This window comes from Rummeliibacillus sp. NPDC094406 (genome assembly GCF_044763875.1).
In the GTDB taxonomy this organism is placed as follows: Bacteria; Bacillota; Bacilli; order Bacillales_A; family Planococcaceae; genus Rummeliibacillus.
The window spans coordinates 216,835-242,001 of sequence record NZ_JBIWGZ010000001.1; the positions used below are offsets into that span (position 1 = coordinate 216,835).

19 protein-coding genes and 1 riboswitch are annotated in these 25,167 nt (G+C 33.7%); of the genes, 12 read left to right on the forward strand and 7 right to left on the reverse strand.

Annotated features, from left to right (window positions below; translation table 11 throughout):
• Nucleotides 1-149 precede the first annotated feature (149 nt).
• The 6 genes from scpC to msrA form a co-directional block, all read right to left on the reverse strand.
• Nucleotides 150-1,655 carry a succinyl-CoA:acetate CoA-transferase ScpC gene (gene scpC / locus ACIQ4I_RS01020; protein ID WP_403091988.1) on the reverse strand — a complete coding sequence of 502 codons (1,506 nt, stop codon included), beginning with the start codon at nucleotides 1,653-1,655 and terminating at the stop codon, nucleotides 150-152.
• A 399-nt stretch (nucleotides 1,656-2,054) separates the two neighbouring features.
• Nucleotides 2,055-3,116 carry a DHH family phosphoesterase gene (locus ACIQ4I_RS01025; RefSeq protein ID WP_403091990.1) on the reverse strand — a complete coding sequence of 354 codons (1,062 nt, stop codon included), beginning with the start codon at nucleotides 3,114-3,116 and terminating at the stop codon, nucleotides 2,055-2,057.
• Nucleotides 3,117-3,445: 329 nt separating this feature from the next.
• Entirely contained in the window at nucleotides 3,446-4,279 is an 834-nt protein-coding gene (locus tag ACIQ4I_RS01030; protein WP_403091992.1) for an SH3 domain-containing protein, read from the reverse strand.
• A gap of 259 nt (nucleotides 4,280-4,538) precedes the next feature.
• Nucleotides 4,539-5,435 (reverse strand): DMT family transporter, encoded by an 897-nt coding sequence (locus tag ACIQ4I_RS01035; RefSeq protein ID WP_403091994.1) that lies wholly within the window; start codon nucleotides 5,433-5,435, stop codon nucleotides 4,539-4,541.
• Nucleotides 5,436-6,123: 688 nt separating this feature from the next.
• A complete protein-coding gene (locus tag ACIQ4I_RS01040; RefSeq protein WP_403091996.1) occupies nucleotides 6,124-7,029 on the reverse strand; it encodes an AEC family transporter in 906 nt (301 codons plus the stop codon).
• Nucleotides 7,030-7,231: 202 nt separating this feature from the next.
• Nucleotides 7,232-7,759 carry a peptide-methionine (S)-S-oxide reductase MsrA gene (gene msrA, locus ACIQ4I_RS01045; RefSeq protein ID WP_403091998.1) on the reverse strand — a complete coding sequence of 176 codons (528 nt, stop codon included), beginning with the start codon at nucleotides 7,757-7,759 and terminating at the stop codon, nucleotides 7,232-7,234.
• Nucleotides 7,760-7,882: 123 nt separating this feature from the next.
• Between msrA and ACIQ4I_RS01050 the strand changes: the two genes are divergently transcribed.
• From ACIQ4I_RS01050 to ACIQ4I_RS01080, 7 genes are all read left to right on the forward strand, one after another.
• Entirely contained in the window at nucleotides 7,883-8,830 is a 948-nt protein-coding gene (locus tag ACIQ4I_RS01050; protein WP_403092000.1) for an LCP family protein, read from the forward strand.
• 77 nt (nucleotides 8,831-8,907) lie between these two features.
• Nucleotides 8,908-10,110 carry an AI-2E family transporter gene (locus ACIQ4I_RS01055; RefSeq protein WP_403092002.1) on the forward strand — a complete coding sequence of 401 codons (1,203 nt, stop codon included), beginning with the start codon at nucleotides 8,908-8,910 and terminating at the stop codon, nucleotides 10,108-10,110.
• 181 nt (nucleotides 10,111-10,291) lie between these two features.
• Nucleotides 10,292-11,326, forward strand: coding sequence for an N-acetyl-gamma-glutamyl-phosphate reductase (gene argC, locus ACIQ4I_RS01060; protein WP_403092003.1), 1,035 nt, complete (start codon nucleotides 10,292-10,294; stop codon nucleotides 11,324-11,326).
• 12 nt (nucleotides 11,327-11,338) lie between these two features.
• Nucleotides 11,339-12,565, forward strand: coding sequence for a bifunctional glutamate N-acetyltransferase/amino-acid acetyltransferase ArgJ (argJ, locus tag ACIQ4I_RS01065; protein WP_403092005.1), 1,227 nt, complete (start codon nucleotides 11,339-11,341; stop codon nucleotides 12,563-12,565).
• A complete protein-coding gene (gene argB / locus ACIQ4I_RS01070; protein WP_403092007.1) occupies nucleotides 12,528-13,307 on the forward strand; it encodes an acetylglutamate kinase in 780 nt (259 codons plus the stop codon). The genes argJ and argB overlap by 38 nt, the downstream gene beginning before the upstream one ends.
• A complete protein-coding gene (locus ACIQ4I_RS01075; RefSeq protein WP_403092008.1) occupies nucleotides 13,304-14,446 on the forward strand; it encodes an acetylornithine transaminase in 1,143 nt (380 codons plus the stop codon). Before argB ends, ACIQ4I_RS01075 begins: the two co-directional genes overlap by 4 nt.
• Before the next feature lie 208 nt (nucleotides 14,447-14,654).
• Nucleotides 14,655-15,143 carry a hypothetical protein gene (locus ACIQ4I_RS01080; RefSeq protein WP_403092010.1) on the forward strand — a complete coding sequence of 163 codons (489 nt, stop codon included), beginning with the start codon at nucleotides 14,655-14,657 and terminating at the stop codon, nucleotides 15,141-15,143.
• 432 nt (nucleotides 15,144-15,575) lie between these two features.
• Here the strand turns inward: ACIQ4I_RS01080 and ACIQ4I_RS01085 are convergent, their stop codons facing one another.
• Nucleotides 15,576-16,751, reverse strand: a complete 1,176-nt coding sequence (locus ACIQ4I_RS01085; protein ID WP_403092012.1) for an aminotransferase class I/II-fold pyridoxal phosphate-dependent enzyme — start codon at nucleotides 16,749-16,751, stop codon at nucleotides 15,576-15,578.
• 319 nt (nucleotides 16,752-17,070) lie between these two features.
• Between ACIQ4I_RS01085 and ACIQ4I_RS01090 the strand changes: the two genes are divergently transcribed.
• From ACIQ4I_RS01090 to ACIQ4I_RS01110, 5 genes are all read left to right on the forward strand, one after another.
• Entirely contained in the window at nucleotides 17,071-19,050 is a 1,980-nt protein-coding gene (locus tag ACIQ4I_RS01090; RefSeq protein ID WP_403092014.1) for a methyl-accepting chemotaxis protein, read from the forward strand.
• A gap of 214 nt (nucleotides 19,051-19,264) precedes the next feature.
• Nucleotides 19,265-19,370: riboswitch (SAM riboswitch) on the forward strand.
• A 79-nt stretch (nucleotides 19,371-19,449) separates the two neighbouring features.
• Nucleotides 19,450-20,358, forward strand: coding sequence for a homoserine O-acetyltransferase MetA (gene metA / locus ACIQ4I_RS01095; protein WP_403092016.1), 909 nt, complete (start codon nucleotides 19,450-19,452; stop codon nucleotides 20,356-20,358).
• Nucleotides 20,359-20,871: 513 nt separating this feature from the next.
• Entirely contained in the window at nucleotides 20,872-22,824 is a 1,953-nt protein-coding gene (locus ACIQ4I_RS01100) for a GTP-binding protein (RefSeq protein WP_403092018.1), read from the forward strand.
• A 363-nt stretch (nucleotides 22,825-23,187) separates the two neighbouring features.
• Nucleotides 23,188-24,456, forward strand: coding sequence for an alpha/beta hydrolase (locus ACIQ4I_RS01105; protein WP_403092020.1), 1,269 nt, complete (start codon nucleotides 23,188-23,190; stop codon nucleotides 24,454-24,456).
• A 142-nt stretch (nucleotides 24,457-24,598) separates the two neighbouring features.
• A complete protein-coding gene (locus ACIQ4I_RS01110; RefSeq protein ID WP_403092022.1) occupies nucleotides 24,599-25,156 on the forward strand; it encodes an AAA family ATPase in 558 nt (185 codons plus the stop codon).
• Nucleotides 25,157-25,167: the final 11 nt, after the last annotated feature.

Genomic DNA, 25,167 nt, shown 5'->3' on the forward strand with positions numbered 1-25,167 from the left:
AAAAGATTGATCATACATCTGGATGCTGATTAATTAGTTTTGTATTTATAGAAAATTAATTAATATTGTGTGGTCGGTGAGAAGTAGGGGATTAAAGCAAATATAAAAGCGAAGAGAATGGGTATTCCCTTCGCATAAATAAGAAATTATTACTTTTTCATAGAACCAGTTTTTTCAAGTAGGTCATACATTTCAAATGCACGGTTTAAAATATGTGGTGTTTGTGCATTGCCTGTAGCTTCTACTGCAGAATTGTAGTATTCCCAAAGTTGTTCTTTAAAATCAGGGTGCGCACAGTTGTTAATGATTAATGGCACACGTTCTTTTGGTGCTAAACCACGAAGGTCAGCAACACCTTGTTCTGTAACGATAACATCAACATCATGTTCTGTATGGTCTACGTGAGGTACCATTGGAACGATTGAAGAGATTGAGCCGCCTTTAGCGTATGATTTAGTTACAAAGATTCCTAATCGAGCGTTACGTGCGAAATCACCTGAACCACCGATACCATTCATCATTTTACTTCCTGAAACGTGAGTAGAGTTTACGTTTCCGTAAATGTCTGCTTCAAGAGCTGTATTGATTGAGATTAAACCTAAACGACGGATTACTTCAGGGTGGTTTGAAATTTCTTGTGGACGTAATACTAATTTATCCGCATACTGATCAAGATTTTCATATACACGTTTGCCTAATTCTTCTGATAGGGTAATCGAAGTTGCTGAAGCAAAATCAACTTTCCCAGCATCAATCAAGTTGAATACAGCATCTTGTAGAACTTCTGAAAATACTTGTAAATGTTCAAATTCTGAGTCAGCAAAACCATCTAATACAGCGTTTGCAACTGAACCTACACCAGATTGAATAGGTGCTAAAGTTTTTGTTAAACGTCCAGCTTTAATCTCTGAGCTGAAGAAATCTAATAAGTAATTAGCCATTGTTTGTGTTTCTTCATCTGGTGGCACGATAAGAGAAGGTGCATCAGGTTCTTGAGAGATAACAATCGCTTTAATTTTTGAAGGATCAATTTTAATACCTTTTTCACCAATACGATCAGATGCATTTGTTAAAGGTATAGCTTGACGTTCACCTTGTTTTTCTGGGACATAGATATCATGGATACCAATAAGAGATTCAGGATGTGAAATATTTAATTCAATGATGATGTTTTCAGCGACATCAGCAATGATCGGGTTATTACCTACAGAAGTTGTTGGGATTAAATAACCATCAGCTGTGATTGCTGCAGCTTCAAGAATCGCATATTTCATTGGTCCAAAGATTTCTTGGCGGAATTGTTCTGCACCATGAGATAAATGCATATCTGCAAATAGAATTTCACCATTGTTAATCAATGTACGAATTCCTTTATCACCTTGGAATGGTCCACGTTTACGAATAACGCCAGCTTGTGCTAAGAATTGGTCAACTTCTGGACCTAGTGATGCGCCTGTGTACACATCAATTTTAAATTTCTCTGTTTTGGCGCGTTCAACTAGTGCCATTGGAACGACTTTCGCATCACCAGCACGAGTAAAACCACTCATACCTACTACATCACCATTAGAAATAAGTGCAGCTGCTTGATCTGCTGATACTACTTTGTCTGCTAATTCTTTTAATCCAATACGACTTTCGATTGTTGCTTCCATAAATAAATACCCCCTATAATGAAATGTTTCCTCAATCTCATCTAACAAATGAAATATGACATTGTTCAATGTATATGAATTCAATTTCATGATAACTTTTATTTAAAAATAATAGGTAGAATGAGTTGAGAGCTTTTGAAACACTCTGAACATTAAATGTAATCGGTTTCTAACTATATTTATACATAAAATCACTAGAATAATCTACTATTTTCTATAAAATTTATAAAAAAATTTTTTTGAGGAAGAGGATTTATGAAATGGTCAATAGGGAATTTGGCGTTTTTTCAAGAACAAAATTTATTGGATGAAGTAACTGAAAATAGATTTAACTAACTAAAAAGCAGCCTCACTTAGATGGCTGCTTTAGTATATAAACTTTACATTTAGTGTGAATTATTATTTGTTTTTGCCTGCTTCAAGTACAGCAAGTAGAAATTCTGGACCTAGTTCAGATAAATCACAACCAGATGCATTTGGATGTCCGCCACCATTGTAAGCTTTCGCAATTTCAGATAAATTGACTGTATCACCGATTGAGCGAAGAGAAACGCGGTTTTTTACAAGACTTATGATAAATACAGCATCAATTTCTTCGGTGTATTTTTCTGCTAAATGGTTTCCTAATTCACTATAGTAGGAATCGGTTTCAACTACACCGATATTGATTGGTGTCTCATGTCCTTTTAGTTGGAAGTTAGGGACAATTACCATTTGTTTTGATTTTTTCTTTAACACTTTACGTAACTCTTCTTTAGAAAATTCTAGGTAAGCAGTATCTTCGGGCGTAAACAATTGACCATTTAAAATATAATCCATTCGTGCATGGATAAAATCATGTCTTCTTCTTGCATAGAAAATAGTGTTTAGATCAGTTGCTTCTTGAATAGAAAGCACATTCCAATCCCATGTGTCATATAAACGGATATCTTCCACTAGATGTGCTAAACGATCAAAGAACAATTCCTTTTCAATAACTGAATACTCAGTTGTTTTTTCGATATCTTCTATTTCTTCATCTGTTACGTGAATAATAGGGGATACTTCATAGCCTGCATCTTTTAATTCTTTGAAGATCAATGTGGTAGCAGACATTTTAATATCATTTACTGTTGGAAGGACTGTAGCCCAAGTGTATTCATTAAGAGAAACTGCGGAAGCGTGGTGGTCGATTAAAACAACAAAACGACCATCAGGTTTACGATTGATTTTTTCAATCATTTCGGCTGTTTCATCATTAACACTTAAATCAGTAATGATTAATAATTCATGATCATTTAACTCAGCTAAACGAGCTTGTACAGCTTCATCCACTTTACGTGTTTCAACATAATAAGGTGAGTGAGAAATCCCATATGCACGTAAGACTATTGATGGGCCAACACCATCTAAATCAGTGTGTGTAATTAAATGGATATGCTCATAATTTTGTAACCTTTTTGGCAAATTTTTTAAATTCAAGTCTTTCAACGCCTTTCATTTCAAACATAGATATACATTATAACATTTTTTTGCTCGAAATAATCGTTGTGTTATGAAACAAAGTGTACTAAGGATAAAAAGAAGTTAGTCAACAACTTGCTTTGACTAACTTCTTTTTCATGTAATTTTGTAGTAATCCCCTTAAGACTCAAATAATAGGCATGAGGGAGAGATTTTACGTAAAGCTCGATTAGTTCAACTAACACTCAAAACGGAAGAAGGAGAGCCCTCCTGGAGTATTAGTTGAACATTATATGAAGGGGTGTCAAACAGTTTCTTGAGATACATATTTGACACGCCACGAAGTATTAATGGATTGCTGAGAGTTCATTTAAAGTCTTACCGTTATATGTTTGTTTGATCAAACCAACTTTGGGAGCATAGTATGAATAGTTTTTGCCATTACCCTCTTTGACGACAACGACGTTATTGAATGTACCCGCTTTTGTTTTGACCATTTTATTTGTATCAACTATTTTTAAAGTTTGACCATCAAGGCCTTTCCAAGAACTGTTTAGTTTTACGGGATATTTAATTGCTAAAGATGCGATTCCAATATCCTTATATCCAGAGTAAAGGCCTTTTGAAGTTTCGTACTCCATTCTTCCATTTGCATCAGGTTCAGAATTGAAATACCAAAAATTAGTTAATGTTTTATTAGCAGAATAAAGCTTTTTGAATGTTGCTTTGGAATAAGATTTAAAGCCAGAGCCATTATTTTCTGGGGAATAATATGAATATGTTTTTTTTGTGTTCATTGCATAGTGATTTTTTGTATTAGCTTTTGCACTATATAAATATTTTGATTGGATATAACCGGTATCAAATTGTAATGAAACCTTTGACCAGCCATTGTTATAATTTTTTAAGACAACTACACCTTGGTCATTTTTTATAGAATCCATCACATTACTTTTTGTAGAAGCTTTTTCATATATTTTAATTGTTTTATTAGTACGAATTAATTTGAATGATTTAATAGATGCTGTTTTATATGTAGAAGTAGATTCACTTTTAGATGCTTTAGTAATATTTGTAACATTCGATACAGCTGCTGATTCTGTTGGCAATAGTAAAGAAGAAACTGTCCCAAAAGTTAGAGTAGCGATCAAAGTTATTGAAATAATGGATTTATTTTTCATCAGTAATTCCTCCTTGAATAAAATATATATTACAATTGTTACAAAAGGCAAGTAATAATTGTAATAATTTAAAAATGATTATTTAGAAGTATCCTTGTATAGCACATAGGTTTTAATAGAAAAATATTAACTAAGTTAAAAGTATCAAATTAGGGATTTGATTCATTTTTAGTCATATTAATAGACTAGAAAGCATAGGTGGGGGAGATAAAGGAAGTCGTAGAAAATTCTACGACTGTATAAATAAAGATGTTATTTTTTAATATGCTTCAATAATTTTACGGCTTGTCCAATATACTCCTACCACAACGAAAAGTCCGATAATTACTTGTGAAGAGATTATTTTTTCACCGATGAAAATAACAGCGAAAACAGATGCGAATACTGGGATGAAGTTTAAGTATATGCCTGCACGGTTGGCACCCCATCGAACTACACCTGTATTCCAAGCAATAAATGCAACAATAGAAGCTAATATACCTGTATAAAGAATGGCAAATATTGAAGTAACTGACCAATGAATCAGCATAGAAGTTGAGAATGATTCATGGACATAAAACGGTAGTAGCATGATTATTCCTACGGCAATCGAAACAAGAAATGTTGATTGTCCAGGAAGTTCTTTTGCATATTGCTTAATTAATAGTGAATAGATACTCCATAGAACAACTGCAAAGATGACAATCAAGTCACCTTTATTAAAAGTAAAATGCTGCAATGTTTTAAGCGATCCATTTGAAATAATGGTCATTACTCCAATAAATGAAATAGCTGTACCAATCATTTGATTGCGGTTTAATTTTTCCTTAAGAAATATGAATGACAAGATGTAAATAATGACGGGTGTCACCATATTCATCAATGATGCATTAATAGAAGTAGTGTAATGTAAAGCTATGTAAACAAGCGTATTAAAGCTGGCTACTCCAGTAAACCCTAATATTAAAACAATTATCCAATGTTTCTTAATTTGTGGCCAATCTCGTTTAAGTGCAGTATATGTAATCGGAAGAAGTACGATAAATGCAACACACCATCTAAGAAATGCTAATGTAAATGGCGGTAATTCATTTGCGACAGCACGCCCAATAACGAAATTTCCACCCCATAAAATTGTTGCTATTAATAACAGCACAACTGGAGGAATATTATTCATCGAAAGACCTCACTTTATAAAATAAATTATATCCATCTGAATAACCTAGGTATCATTATATTAATTGAAAAAAAGAAACTACTAATTTTTCATATATTTGAATCAATCTAATAATGCAAAGTTTATATAAAATATACGCACATTTAATGATATTCAATTTAGTTCATTGTGAAGCGAAAGACGGAGAGTCAAAGCTTGAGCTGAAAGTCATGCAGGAACGTAGAAAAGGTACTGAAAAAGTAAAATAGATTATAAATTATTATAAAAATCCTCTATTGCTATATTTATTGATGTGGAATTAGCGAAGACTCCTGCGGGAAAGCGAGACAGGTGAGACCCCGCAGTGAACTTAAGGAACGGAGTCTAAGAACGCCACGTCCTGTGGCAACGACTCCGTGACCAACATCCTGTTGCCCCGAGGAGGCTCAACGCTCGCCCGCGGAAAGCGAAGCTAATTCCACATCATGCAGAAAGCAGATTAATACTATTATTTTTGTATTAATTCACTTTTAAGTACATTAAACTAAGTCGACGCAGACCTCACTAATGAGATTGAAGCCTAGCCCATGGATAGGGCCGTCTGTAGCGGAACATCCAATTCTGAATATGGACAACCTAATGCGTTGAGATGTTCGTATTTAAAAACCGAAAATGGATTTATGATATTGATTCTTTCAGATAATTTTCACTAAATCCCTAAAAAATACATCACAACAGGGATACTGAAAATACTGATAATCGTTGTGATAAATGTTGTAAATGATACTAAATCTGGTTCTGTATCAAATTGCAAGGCTAGCATTGTCGTATTTGCTGCTGCTGGCATTGCTGCTTGAATAATTAAAACGGATTTTATCAAATCACTTACAGGCATAAACCACAAAATTGCGGTTGCAACAAGTGGAGATACAATGATACGAAGAAAGCTAACTGATGTAACAAAACGGTATTTAACACGTGTTTTCTTAATGGAAGCGAGTTGCATACCTAATACAAGCATGACAACAGGAATAGAGGCATCAGCAATTAAATCCACGCCATTCATTACTGACTTTGAAATATTTACATGAAACAGTTGTAGCAAAATCCCGATTATACAAGCATATAAAACAGGCATTCTATAAACGTTACGAAGTGCTTGTTTGATAGAAGCTTGTCCTTTCCCGCCAATTGCTGCAAAGAAAATGCCAAGAGAATTCATTAATAATGAATGTAAAACCATGATAATAACAGCTATATGAAATCCTGGAGAACCTAATGCGAACATTACGACAGGTGCACCGTAATTTCCGCTATTCATAAAGACAGCACCAAGCATCATAGCTGAAATTTCAGATCGTTCTGCTTTAAGAAAATAAGCCCAAATCCATGTGAGTATGAACAATACAATGACTAACAAAATTGCAAATATACATATGTATAAATAATCCATTGTCAATGCAGTTGTATAAAATGTACGAAAAGCTAAAAAAGGCGACATTAAATACAACGAAACGGTAGATATGGTTTTAATATCAAAACCGATGATCTTTTGCCCGATATAACCAATAAGGAAAACAATTAATACCGGTAAAATAATTAAAAATAAATCCACTGATTTCACCTCTTACTAGTTTTACCTCTCTTATTATTTCGTGCTCCCAAAGAATGGCAAGATTTATTGTAAGAAAAATGTATAATTATTAGCCAACTTGAGAATTTTTATACTAGAATTAAAATTGGGGTACATAACAAAAAGATATGTACCCTGAGATGAATCCTATTTAAAACTAGAGCGTCTTTACATAAGAATGTGATTACCAATTATCTTGTAGAAACTCATCGCGACCAGATGCAGCACGATCCTTTTTATAATGTTCAGAATTCTTTTTGTAAAAATCTTGATGATAATCTTCCGCTTGATAAAAGGTTTCAGCAGCTCTAATCTCAGTTACGATAGGTTTCTTGAACCGACCGCTATTCGCTAAATATAGTTTGGATTGTTCTGCTGATAATTTTTGTTGTTCTGAATGATAAAATATGGCAGCGCGATAATTGCTTCCGCGATCTTGGAATTGACCTCCATCATCAGTAGGATCAATTTGTTGCCAGTAGACTTCTAATAATTTTTTATATGGGAAGATTTCTTCGTTAAAAATAATCTGGACGACCTCTAGATGCCCAGAGGAACCTTTTTTAACATCTTCATATGTAGGATTTTCTAAGTTGCCACCCATATAACCTGAAGTTACACTATGTATGCCATCCCATTCGACAAATGGTTTGACCATACACCAAAAGCATCCACCGGCAAAAGTAGCAGTTGAAAGAGTTGTTACTGTCATTTATATGACCTCCTCAAGTCAAATTTGGTGTAAATATACTTGCGTAGAATAGTTTCTACATCTATTATGTAGTGTACATGATAACTTCCTAGAAAAAAAGAAGTAATGAAAGGGGAATGTCATATGGACGAAAAGCGTCAAACACATGTCCGTAAGAAAAAAAGAAAATTAAGAAAAGGTCGTACTTTTTTAATCATAGTTATTCTACTAGCTGTTGTTGCTGGTATTTACTCATATACACAATATAAAGCTGGCCTAAAACTAGCATCTAGTACTGGTATAGCAAAAAAAACAGAACAATTTAAAGGAGATACAAAAACGAAATCGAATGTTGAAAATATCCTATTATTAGGCGTTGATTCTCGTGGTGAAGCAAGATCTCGTACTGATTCCATGATATTAGTAAATTGGAACAAAGATACTAATGATGTCAAAATGGTTTCCTTTATGCGTGACATCTATGCAAATATTCCTGGATATCAATCATATAAACTGAATACTGCTTATTACTTAGGCGGTGTACAATTATTAAAAAATACTTTACAAAATACTTTTGATGTAGAAATTAATCATTATGCATTAATCGATTTTAAAAGCTTTGAATCATTAGTGGATATCATTGCACCAAATGGTGTCAAAGTATATGTGGATCATGATATGTCTGAAAACATTGGCGTTAGTTTGAAAAAAGGTGAACAACGATTAAACGGGAAAGAGCTTTTAGGATTTTCACGTTTCCGTCACGATAACCTGGGTGACTTTGGTCGTGTTGATCGACAACAAAAAGCATTAGAAGCTCTAAAAAAAGAAGCTCTTTCACCAGGCAATTTTAAAAACTACCCCAAATTATTAGGTGCTGTTAAAGGTTTTGTAGAAACGGATATTACAAACCAACAAGAATTATCTTTTATACTTCCTATTATTAAAGGTAATATTAAAATGGAACGATTAACGATACCTGTAGAACATAGTTATAGCTATGGCTATTATCCACAAGCGGGTTCAGTACTTGAAATTAATGTTCAACAAAATCAACAAGCTTTAGATAAATTTCTTGGTTCCAATAAGTAATATAAGAGTATAATGGTAAAAAGAAGATAGAGAGAAATAATTTTTTTTGAAAGTGTAATAAAAGAGGGGGAAATTCATTGCAACCAGAAAAACGATCATTTTTTGCAACGAGGTTTATCCAGTTTCTGGGTGGCAAAAATCTGTTGTATGGGTTAATTACATTACTATTATTAGGGGTCATCATTTTAATATATGATAAAATTTCCTTCATCTTTTATCCAATTGTCGTTTTTTTAAGAACTGTTGTTTTACCAGTAATATTAGCGATGATCCTGTATTATTTACTAAGACCGGTTTTACATTTATTGATGAAATTGAAAATCCCGAAAATCTGGGCGATCCTCATTATATATGTCGTAGGTATAGGTCTTATCTCTTTGTTTGTTACACTTGTATTTCCATTTTTAAAAGGTCAATTTATGAATTTGATACAAGAGTTTCCGACTTACTTTATGCAAGTTGTTCATTCAGTTCAAGACGTGATTGAGAGTTCAAGTTTTAGTGAAACATTAGCAAAATACAATTTTGATTTGAATGAAGTGTTAAATAATATTTCAAATCAATTAAATGACACTGTAAAAGATGCAGCAAAAGAATTAGGATCTGGTTTAGCAACCGGTGTTACGGGCTTTATCTCAACTTTGACTGGGATTGTTTTGGCAATCGTTACAGTTCCATTTATCTTGTTTTATTTACTAAAGGATGGAGAAAAGTTACCAAAATATATACTGAAACTTCTTCCACCACGTATGCGTGAAGATACTGCACATGTATTTCATGAGGCAGATCACCAAATTAGTAGTTATATTCAAGGTCAAATATTAGTTGCATTTTGTATTGGAGTCATGGTGACAATTGGTTTTTTAATCATCGGTTTAGATTATGCAGTTGTTTTAGGGGTCTTAGCGATGTTAACAAGTGTTGTGCCATATTTGGGTCCGATTATTGCGATAACACCAGCAGCTATTATTGCAGTTGTAAATGCTCCAATTATGTTGCTAAAATTAGCTGTAGTTTGGACGGTTGTCCAATTAGTAGAAGGTAAATTTATCTCACCACAAATCATGGGGAAATCACTCCACGTACATCCGATTACGATTATATTCGTATTACTTACAGCAGGCTCTCTCTTTGGTGTACCTGGTGTTGTTCTTGGAATCCCAGGATATGCAGTTTTAAAAGTATTTATAACACATCTATTTTATTTATTTAAAAAACGTTATAACAAATACACCGATAATCCAGAATTAGAATATGAAATAAAAGATTGGAAAAAATAAATCATAATGAAAACAAAGACATTCTGTTGACGTTCAATCGTCTGCAGGGTGTCTTTTTTTATGCTTGAATAATGAATAAGAATCCTATTTTGATAAAAAATTCAATAAATAATAAAAATACAATTGACTTTATAAATATTCAGAAATATAATAGTTACATCATAAACAAGAGGTGAGAGCAATGCAGGTTGGTATAATTGGAGCTACAGGGTATGGAGGTTTAGAATTATTAAGGTTTTTGTATAATCATTCAGAAGTTGAAAACATCCATCTATTTTCTTCTTCAGAAGATGGGGTGAAATTTTCGAATAAATATACACATCTACGAAAAATTATAGACCAACCATTACAAAAAATTATACCTGAAGCATTGCAAAAACTAGATGTTATCTTTACAAGTACACCATCTGGCGTATCAAGCAAACTAATTCCAGAAATTTTGACGGAGAAAGTAAAAGTGATTGATCTTTCTGGTGACTTCCGCATTAAAGATGCAGAAGATTATGAAAACTGGTATGAATTATTACCAGCACCACAAAAATTACTGGATCAAAGTGTATATGGATTAACAGAATGGAATGGAAAAGAAATTCGAAAAGCCAATCTGATCGCAAATCCTGGTTGTTATCCAACAGCTGTTTTATTGTCGCTTCTTCCGCTATTGCATGATCAACTAGTAGATTCAGAGAATTTAATTATCGATGCGAAAAGTGGAATTAGCGGAGCGGGTAATAAACCGAATGCAAATAATCAATTTTGTGAAACAAATGATAATACATCAATTTATAAAATTAATAAACATCAACATATTCCAGAAATTGAGCAGGCAATCTCAATGTTCGCACATTCAGATCATCCGATAACCTTCTCAACACATTTGGTTCCAATGAATCGAGGAATTATGGCTACTAGTTATGCAAAATTACAACAAGGTGTAACAAAAAGCGATCTACTAAATAGTCTTCATAGTAAGTATGATCATCATCAATTTATTCGAATTATTGGCGATGCAACAAAAGTTAGTACGACTCAAGTTCGTGGAACAAATTATTGTGATATTCATATAAATGTAGACGAACGAACAGGTCGTGCCACAATTATTTCGGTGATTGATAATTTAGTTAAAGGTGCAGCTGGCCAAGCAATTCAAAATATGAATTTAATGTTTGGACTAGAAGAATCACAAGGATTAACACAAATCCCAATTTGGATTTAAGGAGCGAAGAATATGACTTTAATGACAGAAAACCTAAAGAGAAGTGCAAGCCTTAATATCATTTCACCAAAAGGATTTAAAGCAGCGGGAATCCATTGTGGTGTAAAACATAAAAAGAAAGACTTAGCGATTTTAGTGAGCGATGTGCCAGCAAATGTAGCAGGTGTGTTCACTACAAACGTGATCAAAGCAGCGCCATTATTATTATCCAAAGAAGTGGTGCACAACACGGGTAAAATGCAAGCGATCATCGTCAACTCAGGAAATGCCAATGCATGTACAGGGAAACAAGGTGTAGAAGATGCTTATACAATGCAGAAATTAACTGCAGAAAAATTGGGGATTTCTTCAAACTTGGTAGGTGTTTGTTCAACTGGTGTTATCGGTGAATTAATGCCAATGGATACAGTTAAAGCAGGAATAGCTAATATCGAAGCAGGCTCTCAATTAGAAGATGCTCTAGATTTTTCACAGGCCATTCTTACTACAGATACAGCAACAAAGCACACAGCTTATTCGATAAAAATTGATGGCAAAGAAGTGATCTTAGGTGGAGTTGCAAAAGGGTCTGGCATGATTAAACCGAATATGGCAACTATGCTAGCATACGTTACAACAGATGCGAATATCAGTCATGAAACATTACAAGGATTACTTTTAGACACGACAGAAAAAACATTTAATGCGATTACAGTTGATGGTGATACGTCTACTAATGATACTGTACTTGTTCTTGCAAACGGTTTGGCTGGAAACAATGAGTTAACACCTGCTCATCCTGAATGGAATGTTTTCACTGAAGCATTTAATGCAGTTTGTGAAGATTTGTCTAAAATGATTGCAAAAGATGGGGAAGGTGCTACAAAACTAATCGAAGTCACTGTTACAGGCGGAAAAACAGATTTAGAAGCATTGCAAATTGCAAAAACGGTGGTCGGGTCATCCTTAGTAAAAACAGCAGTGTTTGGCTGTGATGCGAACTGGGGAAGAGTCATTTGTGCTGTAGGATACAGTGGTATGATAGTTAATCCTGAAACTATCACCATCCAAATCGGTTCAACTACTGTTGTAGAATTCGGTGAACCAATTCAGTTTTCAGAGGTAGAGTTAAAGGAATATCTAAAACAAAATGAAGTGAAAATTGCTGTAGATATGGGAATTGGTGAAGGAAAAGGAACAGCATGGGGGTGCGATTTAACATATGACTATGTACAAATCAATGCCACATATAGATCCTAAGATAATTGTCATCAAACTAGGTGGTAGTATGTTAGAAGGCCTTGAATCATGTTTTTTTGAAGCTCTTAAAAAGTATCGAATGGAAGGCTTTCAGATTGTCATTGTCCATGGTGGCGGACCAATGATTAATGCAGAATTGGAAGAGAATAACATTGCCTATAAAACGGTTAATGGTATTCGCTATACTTCAAAAGAAGCGGTTGGAATTGTACAAAATGCATTAGTTGAAAAAGTGAATCCTTTTTTAACAAAACAACTCAATTCAACGAGTATTCAAGCTATAGGACTAAACGGTATAGATAGTAGCATTTTTGAAAGTGACTTTCTTGATCAAAATGTATACGGATATGTAGGTAAAATAAAAAAAGTTCATCATGAAAAAATACAAAGCTATTTACTATCTGGTCAATTACCTGTTATTGCTTGTTTTGGCGCAACAAACAGTGGAATCCCTCTTAACATCAATGGGGATACAGTGGCCAGTGACATTGCGTTAGCTATAGGGGCTGAAGCCTTGGTTCTTGTTACTGATACAAACGGTATTAAGATACATGGTGAGGTACAACAAGAAGTTCATCCAGAAAAAATTGATCAATGGATCGAATCAGAAGATATATATGGTGGTATGATTCCGAAAGTAACAGCAGCGATTGAATGTTTAGAAGCAGGAATTCCGGAAATTCATATTGTAAACCAATATTTTGAAGGAACAAAAATTGCAAAAGAGGGTGTCCGTATATGAGCGCATTATTCGGAAATTATACAAGAAGACCAATTCAACTTGTTAAAGGGGTAGGTACCAAAGTATGGGATGAAAAAGGAAAGACTTATTTAGATTTCACTAGTGGCATTGCAGTACTAAGTCTTGGTCATGCAAATCCTATTTTAGTTGATACCATTAAACATCAAAGTGAACTATTATGGCATACTTCTAATTTATTTGAAAGTAAGTACCAAGAACTATTAGCTGAAAAATTAGTAAAGGATACACAATTATCACATGCATTTTTCTGTAATAGTGGTACTGAAGCAAATGAAGCAGCTATAAAATTGGCAAGAAAACATACAGGTAAACACAAAATCATTACCTTTTTACACTCTTTTCACGGTCGAACTTTCGGTGCAATGTCAGCAACAGGACAAGATAAAGTACATAGTGGTTTTGGACCGATTGTTGAAAAATTTGAATATATTCCTTATAACGATGTAGAAGCTATACTTGCTACAGTTGATGACGAAACAGCAGCGATTATGTTAGAAGTGGTTCAAGGCGAAGGTGGGGTTCATGGCATTACACTTGAATTTGCTGAAGTAATTCAAAAGGTCTGCGATGAAAAAGGTATTTTATGTATTGTTGATGAAGTGCAAACTGGTATTGGTCGATCAGGTACAGCTTATGCTTATATGCAAACAGCCCTAAAACCCGATATTGTAACACTTGCTAAAGGCTTAGCTGGTGGTTTCCCAATTGGTGCGATGCTTGGTACAGCAGAATTATATGATAGTTTTGGTCCCGGTACTCACGGCTGTACTTTTGGTGGGAATCCATTAGCTATGTCAGTTGCAGCAACTGTTGTAAATGAAATTTTTGATGCTACTTTTTTAGAAAGAGTAAAGAAAAAATCCCAATATTTAAAGGAGAAATTAATAGAAGCATTGCCTGAATCAGTTGAAGTTAGAGGAATGGGCTTACTACTAGGTATGACTTGTGAAAATTCTACTGTAATCGTTGATACTGCAGAAAAGAACGGCTTATTACTCGTAGCAGCTGGCGAAAATGTTGTTCGTCTTTTACCGCCACTAACCGTAACCTACGACGAAATAGATGAGGCAGTTGCAATTTTACAAGCTATAATTCCGGCTACAACATCAGTGAAATAACATCAGTGAATTAAAGCGCTCAGAGAACCGCCATTCACAAGCAAATAACCTCTTTTTAGTGCTTCCAATAAGCGGAAAGGAACGGGTACCTTTCACTTATTGAAAAGCACTATTTTTTTTGGAGGTATAGAAAATAGTTTAGATAGGTAGAGCAAAGGATCTCTCAAATTTGAAAATAATATATAATAGAAGTAAGGGGGAATATTTCATGCAGTATCAATGTATAGAAGGTCAAATTTTAAATATTGAAGAGGATACTAGGATTATGTGCCAGCTTAAATACTCCGATGAAACGATTCTTTTGAAATTACAACCTCATATCCCTCTTGTAAATGGACGAAGTTTTGCTATATTACAATTTAAAGATATAAAGGTTGGTAATTATTTTAAAGCATACATTCAAAATTCAAAATTTGGATCAAGAAAGAGTTCATTAGAATTCAAGCCTTCAATTCTAGTGGTAAATGAAGGAGAAAACTTTTTTGCAGTAGCTGTTGGTCAATTTGATAATGAGACAAATATGGTTGGCAATCAAGTACGTACAAGAATAAATGAGAATGCTGTTATTTGGTCATCGCAAGGGTTTTTGAAATACAGAAGTGAAATCTTTGCAAATCATGAAGTGGCAGTTTTATATAAATTCAGTACACTTTCAATTCCACCACAAGCAACTCCTCAGCTTTGGATTATTTTGTGAGAATAAGAGAAAAAAATAAGTAACGAAAAATACAATTTTAAAATTTTATATCTAGAATTATGGATATATAATAAAGCTATCTTATGATAGCTTATTTTTATTTTTATTATAAACCTCGATAGTCTATATAATAAAAAAAGAATTTACAATAAGAGATAAAATTAAATTGGACTATTTAACAAGTTTATTAATGTTGTATTGCAATAGAGTCGAGTGATGTATATTAAATCTTCAAAAGGAATGTTTACTAAGACAATCTCCGCAAGTAGAGAGCAGCAAAAACTTTTACCTTGAACAGTAAGAGTCATAATTAAAAATGTTGAAGATCATTAAAGAAAGCTAAAACTTATTTTAACTCCCGAAGCATAAAAAAACCGAGCCTGCATCAAGCAAGCTCGGTTTTTTAAACTTACAAGTTTCTACGAATTCACATTAAGCTTCAATCTTAGAAAGTTTTCCAAGACGTTCAACTGCTTCACTTAATAATACTTCATCTTGAACTAATGCTATACGGACATAATTTTTTCCAGCTTCCCCGAAGATTGAACCAGGTACAATTACGACTCCAGTTTCTTCAATCACCTTGAAAGCAAAATCGATATCATTCAGTTCTTGCATTGGATATTTTGCCCAAACGAACATACCCCCATTTGAAGGTGTAACTGTCCAACCAATGTTATTTAAACCTTCCATCAAAGTACGATGGCGCTTTGTGAATATAGCACGTAAACGATCTGTAATTTCTTCAGCGTTATCTAAAGCCACACAAGCGGCATCTTGAATAGGTTGGAAAGTACCAAAGTCAAGGTTTGATTTAAGCTCTTGAATAATAGAAATCATTTCAGCATTTCCTGCGATATATGCGATACGTGATCCAGCTAAACTAAAGCTTTTTGATAGTGAATTAATCTCCATACCAACTTCTTTAGCACCAGGAGTAGATAAGAAACTCATTGGTTTACCACCATCAAAATAGAACTCTGAATATGCAGAATCATGAAGAACGATAATATTATGTTTTTTTGCAAATGCAACGACTTTTGCAAAAAATTCTTCAGATGGCATAGCAGGTACTGGATTACCAGGTAAATTTAAAATCATCAATTTAGCTTTTTCTGCAATTTCCGTAGGAATTGCATCTAAGTCTGGTAAAAACGAGTTTTCTTCTAATAAAGGCATATAATAAGGAATCGCTTCGGCTAAGTGAATACCGGCATCATAGGCTACATAGGCGGGATTAGTCGATAAAACATAATCCCCAGGGTTACAAAAAGCCATTGGTAAATGGACTAAACCTTCTTGTGAACCCATTGTTTGAATAATTTCTGTTTCGGGATCTAAATCTACATTGCTGCGGCGTTTATAGTAATTTGCTACAGCTTGATAGAATTTTTTTGTTCCGCCTAAAGTATAACCATAAGAACTTTCCAAAGCTGCTTGTTTTGAAAGCTCCATACGAACCTTCTCATCTGGTGGTAGATCTGGGCTACCTAGACTTAAATCAATTATCTTTGTGCCAGTAGCTGCTTTACGAGTGGCGGCGGCCTTTAAATCTCCGAATATTGCTTTTGGAAACATAGCCATTTTCTTTGATCGTTCGATTTTCACTAGTAAGCACTCCTTAGTTGAAATATAAATTTAACAAATATTCTACCATAGTTATCTATTATATAACAGAGAAATATATATAAATTAAAAAAATATAAATAATTTGGTTATAACTTGAAGTATAGTATATATCGATTTTAGAAGTATCATATTCCGGAAAAATTAAGTATTAGTGTGAATTTTCTTAAAAAATAAAATTATTTGTGAAGTATTTTGTCGAAATTTGTTATACTATTGAGGTGGAAAAATTCATGAGTCTATATTACCTGTTTAATGTTAATAATTTATTACTATGGGGCTTAGAAGGGAAAAGAATAAAATGGGTAAAACAATTAAGTGGAAAATTATAAGTACAGTTATTTTTCTGGTTGCTGTAGGATTATTTTTACTGAATATTGTCAGTACATATACAGTAAATAAAAAAACAGATGCTAGTTTAATCGACCAAAGTCAAGTACTGGTAACTGAAATGTCTTCATCAATTGAAAATTATCTTGGTAACTATGAAAAAGGTCTTATTCAATTTTCTAAATCAAGTGAAGTTCTTAATTATAAAGGCAAGTCATCGAAAAAAATCTTAAATGGAAAGTTCAATGATTTCTTATCAATCTATAACTCAACAACTTCTGTATACTATGCACAATCAAACCGACATTTAGATATTATGCCCGAAGTTGATTTAGGTTCTGATTTTGATCCTACATCACGAGATTGGTATAAAAATGCTTTCAATAATCCAGATCAAGTATATTGGACTGCTCCTTATATTGATCAAGCAACAAAGGAATATACGATTTCTGCTGCAAAAGCTGTGGTGAAAGATGGCGAAGTTATTGGTGTAGTAGGGACTGATATTTTGTTATCAAACTTATCTAAAGAAATTTCTAAAAGGGAACTTGGGTTTAATGGTTATCCAGTGATTATCGGTAACAATGGTACAGCAATTGTACATCCGACAAAATCTGGTCAAGATTTGTCTAAATATTCATATGTCAAAAAAATATTTGATAGCAGTAAAGAAAAAGGCGTTGTATATGATGACGAAGAAGGTAAATCGTACATAACTATTTACAATACTTTACCTAACTTAAAGTGGAAAATTGGGGCTGTTTATGATGAAGGGCAAATTCACAAAACAGCTACAGATATCCGAAATATCTTTGTTATTGTATCAATTATTCTATTAGCTATCCTTTTTGCTGCACTAGTAGTAGTTATTGCCAAAATTACAAAACCAATAGGTGTATTAAGAAAGTTAATGGATCAAGTTGCAAACGGTGATTTAACCGTTCGCTCAAGATACAAAGGCAATGATGAAGTAGGTCAGCTGTCTGAAGATTTCAACAAAATGACAGAAAATATGAGTTCAATTATACGAGTTGTAAAAGATTCATCTTTTGAAGTGAATGATAACTCGATCAGATTAAACGCTTTAGCTGAGGAGACCAATGCTTCAAGTGAAGAAGTTACAGCTGCTATAGGTGAAATTGCTGAAGGTGCAAGTAATTCTGCGGGTCGTGCAGAAACTGCGGGCGAACATGCAAATTCGTTAAGCATCCAAATTAATGATATTCACGAAAAATCTATTGGCATGAAGGTTATCGCAGAAGAAGCGCAACAAGTAAATAAAGGCGGCCAAAAGCAAATAAATAAATTACAATCCACATTCGCTGAGTCGGAAAATAGTATGTCAGAAATGGCAAAGGTAATTTTAGCTTTGGAAAGTAAAATCAACTCAATAAATAGTGTTATGCAAACAATAATGGATATTTCAAATCAAACAAATTTATTGGCTCTTAATGCTAGTATTGAAGCAGCAAGAGCAGGAGAACACGGAAAAGGCTTTGCTGTCGTAGCAGAAGAAGTTCGAAAATTAGCAAAGCAATCAGCAACGGCAACTGAAGAGGTTCGAGAAACTGTCAATGCATTACAATTAGAATCAAAACTAGTAACAGATCAAATGTTAGCAACCAAAAAAACTTTCCATACACAAAATGAAGTGGTAGAAATCACAAGTGAAACTTTTGGTAATATTTCGAATCTAGTTCTTCGTCTTGAAGAATCAATCTCTGAAGTTTCTAAAGATGTATTGGAAGTAACGAATTTTAAAGATGAAGTAGTTGATATTATTCAACTAATGGCAGCAACTTCTGAAGAAACAGCAGCAGCATGTGAAGAAGTAAGCGCCTCTTCAACAGAACAACTAAATGCGATCGAATCGATTTCTGTATCTGCTGAAAACTTAACTCAATTAAGTGAAAATCTTTCAAAAGCCGTTAAAAAATTTAATATAGATTAATACATTAATAAAAAGGTTATTAAAATTGACTTGAAAACCCAAATGTTTAAGTCTAACATTTGGGTTTATTACTTAAATTGTGTGTGAAATCTCAATACCTATAAAATTAATGTGTTTGGTAACCTTTATAAATCAACGTTTATTTTTGAAATTTAATTTTCAGAAAAGTTTGCATTAATAATGTTAACATGTTAGGATTACATTAATTACATAACTCTTATCAAGAGAAGCTGAGGGAAATGGCCCGACGAAGCTTCAGCAACCTCTGCATTGCAGAAAGGTGCTAAGTCCTACAAGACATTCGTCTTGGAAGATAAGAAAAAGAAGCCCAGATTTTAAACCTCTTTTCTTATCATAGAAAAGAGGTTTTTATTTTATTATGAAAAGGAGTGTTCACGAATGCCAATTAATATTCCAAAAGATCTACCTGCCACAGAACTTTTAAAGAAAGAAAAAATCTTCGTAATGGATGAGGATCGTTCAAATAGCCAAAATATACGTCCTTTAAATATTGCAATCTTAAATTTAATGCCTCAAAAAGAGAAAACAGAATTACAGCTTCTTAGATTACTAGGAAACACACCTTTACAAACAAATGTTACGTTTTTAAACACTGCAACACATGAATCAAAAAATGTTAGCAAATCTCATTTAGAAACATTCTACACAACTTATGAAGAAGTAAAACATCGAAGATTTGATGGTCTTATTATTACCGGGGCACCAATCGAACTAATGGAATTTGAAGACGTCGACTTTTGGGATGAGATTCAAGCGATAATGGATTGGTCAAAATCAAATGTTACCTCCGTATTGCATATCTGTTGGGGGGCACAAGCAGCGCTTTATCATCACTTTGGAATTGGAAAGTTTCCATTACCAGAAAAATGTTCGGGAATTTATCAACATACTGTGAATGATTCAACAATCAAATTGTTAAGAGGTTTTAATGATGTATTTACAGCACCCCATTCACGGAACACTTCCGTTTCGCTTGAAGAAGTTGAAGCACATCCAGATTTAACTGTATTATCAGCTTCAGATGAAGCAGGGCTATTTATGGCCATTTCAAACGATGAAAAATTAATAATGGTGACTGGACATTTAGAATATGATGCAGACACATTGAAGGAAGAATACGAACGAGATGTTGCAAAGGGTTTAGATATTGCCGTTCCAGAACATTACTTCCCGAATGATGATCCTACAAAAACACCATTAAATATATGGCGTTCACATACACATCTATTATTTTCAAATTGGTTAAACTACTATGTTTACCAAGAAACACCATATGAATGGGAATAATGAATTCATTAATAGTTATAGTAGCCATGTGGATTCATAATTTAGAAAGTTGAACATTGTATCAAAAGAGTTTATACATCAAGCGTGTAGATTAGTATAAAGTAGGAAGAATATTCTTCTGAAATCTAACTTTCAAGGTGCTTGAATTTCATTGTTTATTGATTGTAGCGGAGGATTGCTCGACTCCCGCGGGAAAAGCGTGGTAGCTGAGACCCTGCACGTAGCGTAGCGAAGGAAGCGGCTCAGCGCACGCCCGCAGGAAAGCGAGCAATCCGTAGCGGAAATCGGTTGATCATACATTTTTTATAGGGAAATCTGGATAATCATCAAGCGTGTTTTTAAATTAAATTTTTGATAAAAATCCAAAGAATTCTGTTCAATTTGCTACAAAATAATAGTTTACCGCTGAGTAGAATTCAATATCTTTCAGCGGTTTTTCATGCCCAATTACATAAGTATCTATGATGATTTGCTATAATAGTTGTAATGGATGTAAGAAATGAGGAAATCATTATGTTTAAAACAATTGGTGTTTTAGCACATGTTGACGCAGGGAAAACTACTTTTTCTGAACAATTGCTCTATCATACAAATAGTATAAAAGAACGTGGACGTGTCGATCACAAAGATGCATTTTTAGATAATCATGCAATAGAACGAGAACGAGGGATTACCGTTTTTGCTGAGCAAGGTCGTATCGTAATCGGGGATGATACATATACAATTATCGATACACCAGGGCATGTCGATTTTTCTCCTGAAATGGAAAGAGCGATTCAAATATTGGATTACGCAATCGTTGTTGTCAGTGCAGTGGATGGTGTCGAGGGCCATACAGAAACAGTTTGGCAACTTCTTAGAAAATATAATATTCCTACTTTTATTTTTATCAATAAAACTGATCGTGAGGGTGCGAATGTTGCTGGAGTAATTGAAGAAATGCAGCAGGAATTATCACAGAACATTATTTCTATTACAAATCAACTAGCGGACCATTCGATTTCAGATCAAATACTTGAATTTATTGCTGAAAGAGATGAAGAACTATTCGAAAAATATATGGAACAAGATATAAATAATCAACAGTTTCTTCAAAAATTTCAACAGTTAATTATAAAAGGAGAGGTATTCCCCTGTGCTGAAGGCTCAGCATTAAAAGATATTGGGGTCATTGAATTTTTTGAGCAGATTATGACTCTAACTCAAACGAATTTTAATAGTGAAGCTCCTTTTACTGCAAAAGTTTTTAAGATTCGGCATGATGATAAAAAACAGAGATTTACATTTATGAAGGCTATGACAGGAAAGTTAAAGGTTCGTGATGAACTACATTTTGGTGAGATTTCTGAAAAAGTAACAGAGATTCGCCTATATAATGGGGAACAATATGAGGTTGTGAAAGAAGTAACAGCTGGAGAAATTTTTGCAGTAACAGGCATCACTCAAGCCACAATTGGAGATGTAATCGGAGGAACTGATCCTGAAATTAAACAAATCTTTGAACTCGTACCTACATTACAATCCAAAGTGGTCAATGATGGAACTGAACATATAAAAGATGTATTAGCTAATTTCAGACTACTGGATGCTGAAGACCCTTCACTGCATGTTTTATGGAGCGAGAAATTCCAAGAAATTCATGTCCATGTTATGGGTGTTATTCAATTAGAAGTGCTCGTCGAAGTTGTAAAGGAACGATTTGGACTTCAAATTCATTTTGATAACCCTCAAATTTTATATATGGAAACAATCGATAATTCAGTAACAGGATATGGACATTTTGAGCCTTTGAAGCATTATGCTGAAGTGCATTTACGCATGGAACCAGCTAAAAAAGGTACTGGAATCTTATTTGAAAATATGTGTCATGCAGATGATTTATCAGTAGGACACCAACGATTAATTGAACAGCACATTTTTGAAAGAGAACATCATGGGCTTTTAACTGGATTTCCGATAACAGATATTAAATTTACTCTCGTCACTGGCCGAGCCCATATTAAGCATACTGAAGGTGGCGATTTCAGGGAAGCAACATATCGTGCCATTCGACAAGGTCTTGAACAAGCTGAAAATAGACTTTTAGAACCTTATTATACATTTAAAATGAAAGCTTCAAGTGAGTTTGTTGGGCGCATGATGACAGATATTCAACAGGCAAGCGGGGAATTTGAAGCACCTAGTATAATAGAAGAAAAAGTAATTATTAAAGGTCGAGCACCTGTTTCTACTTTTATGAATTACAGTACCACATTTGCAGCATATACAAATGGGAAAGGTGCACTTTCTTTAACCTTTAGTGGCTATGATTCTTGCCATAACACAGAAGAAGTAATTGAGAATATTGGATATAACAAAAATGCAGATTCAGAATACACATCATCAAGCATTTTTTGTGCAAAAGGAAAAGGTTATCCGGTGCCATGGGATAAAGCAGAAGCAGCGATGCATTGCTTAATAAAATAGAAAAAAGGTGTTGATTGGTGAAAAATGGCCAATTAGCACCTTTTTATATATGAAACTATTTTTAGAAGTTTACTGATGAAAGCACCGTATATTTTTTCATTTACTTTTATCATTTGTAGTAGATTTCAAACGTTCCGCTACTTTACCTAGCTCGGTATTAAGCTGGTATTCAAGCAAATGGATGAAATTAGTAGAAGTTCTTGAATGAGAGTTTGTTGCATAAATATTAAGATGATAGCACACTGGAATATTTCTGGTTAATGTTTTATATATATTACTATATAAGGGAAAATATTGTTTATTTGGTATAATGATTAAGAGTTCAATTTATATAAGTAAAAATAAAGATTTTAGGGGGAGAATATGAAAAAATTATGGTTTTTACTTGTTATGGTAATTTTGTTAACTGCTTGTGGATCAAAAGATGAAGTAAAAAAGGAGGGGGGAAAGATGGATGAAAAATTTTTAGGTGAATGGGCAGGGGATATTGAAATACCTCAATCACCATTGACGATTAATTTGAAGTTAGATTCAAATGAAGGATCTTTATCTGTCCCAGTACAAGGATTAAAGAATTATCCTTTTGAAAGTATTACTTATGATGGAAACAAAGTAGATATCATGATAAATTTACAAGGTTCCAAAATTAAAATCTTAGGAGAACTAAAGAAAGATATTATTGAAGGGACGTTGATACAGAATGGCCAAACTTTTGCGTTTAAATTAAAGCCATTTGAAGAACAGCCATTATTGTATAATGAGCTTTCGATTCCAGTTGAAAATGGACAACTGAAATCAGCGTTGCAAAAACCTACTAAAAACGAAAAATCATACCCAGTAGCGATTATTATTTCAGGATCAGGCGCAACAGATAAAGATGGTAATACTGCTGGAATGGGTAAAAATGATAGTTTGAAAATGTTAGCTGAAGGTCTTGCAGACGAGGGTATCGCTTCCATTCGATATGATAAACGTGGGATTGGCGAGAATATTTCTTTAATTAAAAAGGAAGAAGATTTATCAATAGAACAATATGTAGATGATGTGTTGAAAATCATGGCATATATAAAATCAAATCAGCAATTCAAAGAAATTTACATTATCGGACATAGTGAAGGTTCATTAATAGGTATGCTTGCAGCAAAGAATGCAGATATAGCTTCATTTATATCGCTTGCAGGTGCCGGTAGACCTGCAGATGAGCTGTTATTAGAACAATTAGAAGGACAATTAACACCTGCATTAATGACAGAAACAAAAGATATCTTAAGTTCATTAAAAAATGGGCAACCCGTCCAAAATGTATCAACAGAGCTTCAAGCATTATTTAGACCTTCTGTACAACCCTATTTAATGTCATGGCTGAAATATGATCCGTCAAAAAGTATTCAGGATGTAAAGTCTCCTGTTTTTATTATTCAAGGCACAAATGATTTACAGGTATCTGAGAAAGATGCACAGGCTTTAAAAGCGGGAAAAAATAATGCAAAATTAGTATACATAGATGGGATGAATCATGTATTAAAAAATGCTCCGGCTGATAAAGCGGGGAATATTGCTACTTATACGAATCCAAAATTACCGTTGCATGACGATCTTGTTCCGTCAATAGTAAAATTTATCACTAAATAAAGGATTCAATTGAACAAAAGATGATTACTGAACTGAACAGTAATCATCTTTTATATTATTTCGAAAACTATATTGTGTTTTTACATCCAAGAGAGTAATATTATGGGAAATATTATGTCTCTTTCGAAATGAGGTGTATAGTATGAAACTTGTTTTACTATTTGGTCCACAGGCAGTAGGAAAGATGACTGTTGGACAAGAGCTAGAGAAAATTACACAGTTAAAGCTATTCCATAATCATATGACAATTGATTTGTTAGAACCGTTTTTTGGATTTACTCCAGAAATGTGGAGATTAACAACTCAATTTAGAGAAGAAATTTTTAAATCATTTTCACAGAGTGATCAATTCGGTATGATTTTTACATTTGTTTGGGCATTTGATCTAAAAGAAGATTGGGGTTTTATTGAGAAAATATGTGATATTTTCAGCTCGAATGGAGCAGAAATTTACTTTGTAGAATTAGAAGCAGATGTTGAAGAAAGACTAAAACGAAATGTATCAGCAAATAGACTTGAGCATAAACCAACAAAGAGAAATATTACTCAATCTGAAGCGCACCTGCTAAGCAGTATAGAACAATATAGATTGAATTCCAAAGAAGGTGAAATCAGACAAGAAAATTATTTGAAGATTAACAATTCAAATTTATCTCCAGATGAAGTGGCACAGATAATTACAAAACGGTTTGAAATCTAATTATATTAAGT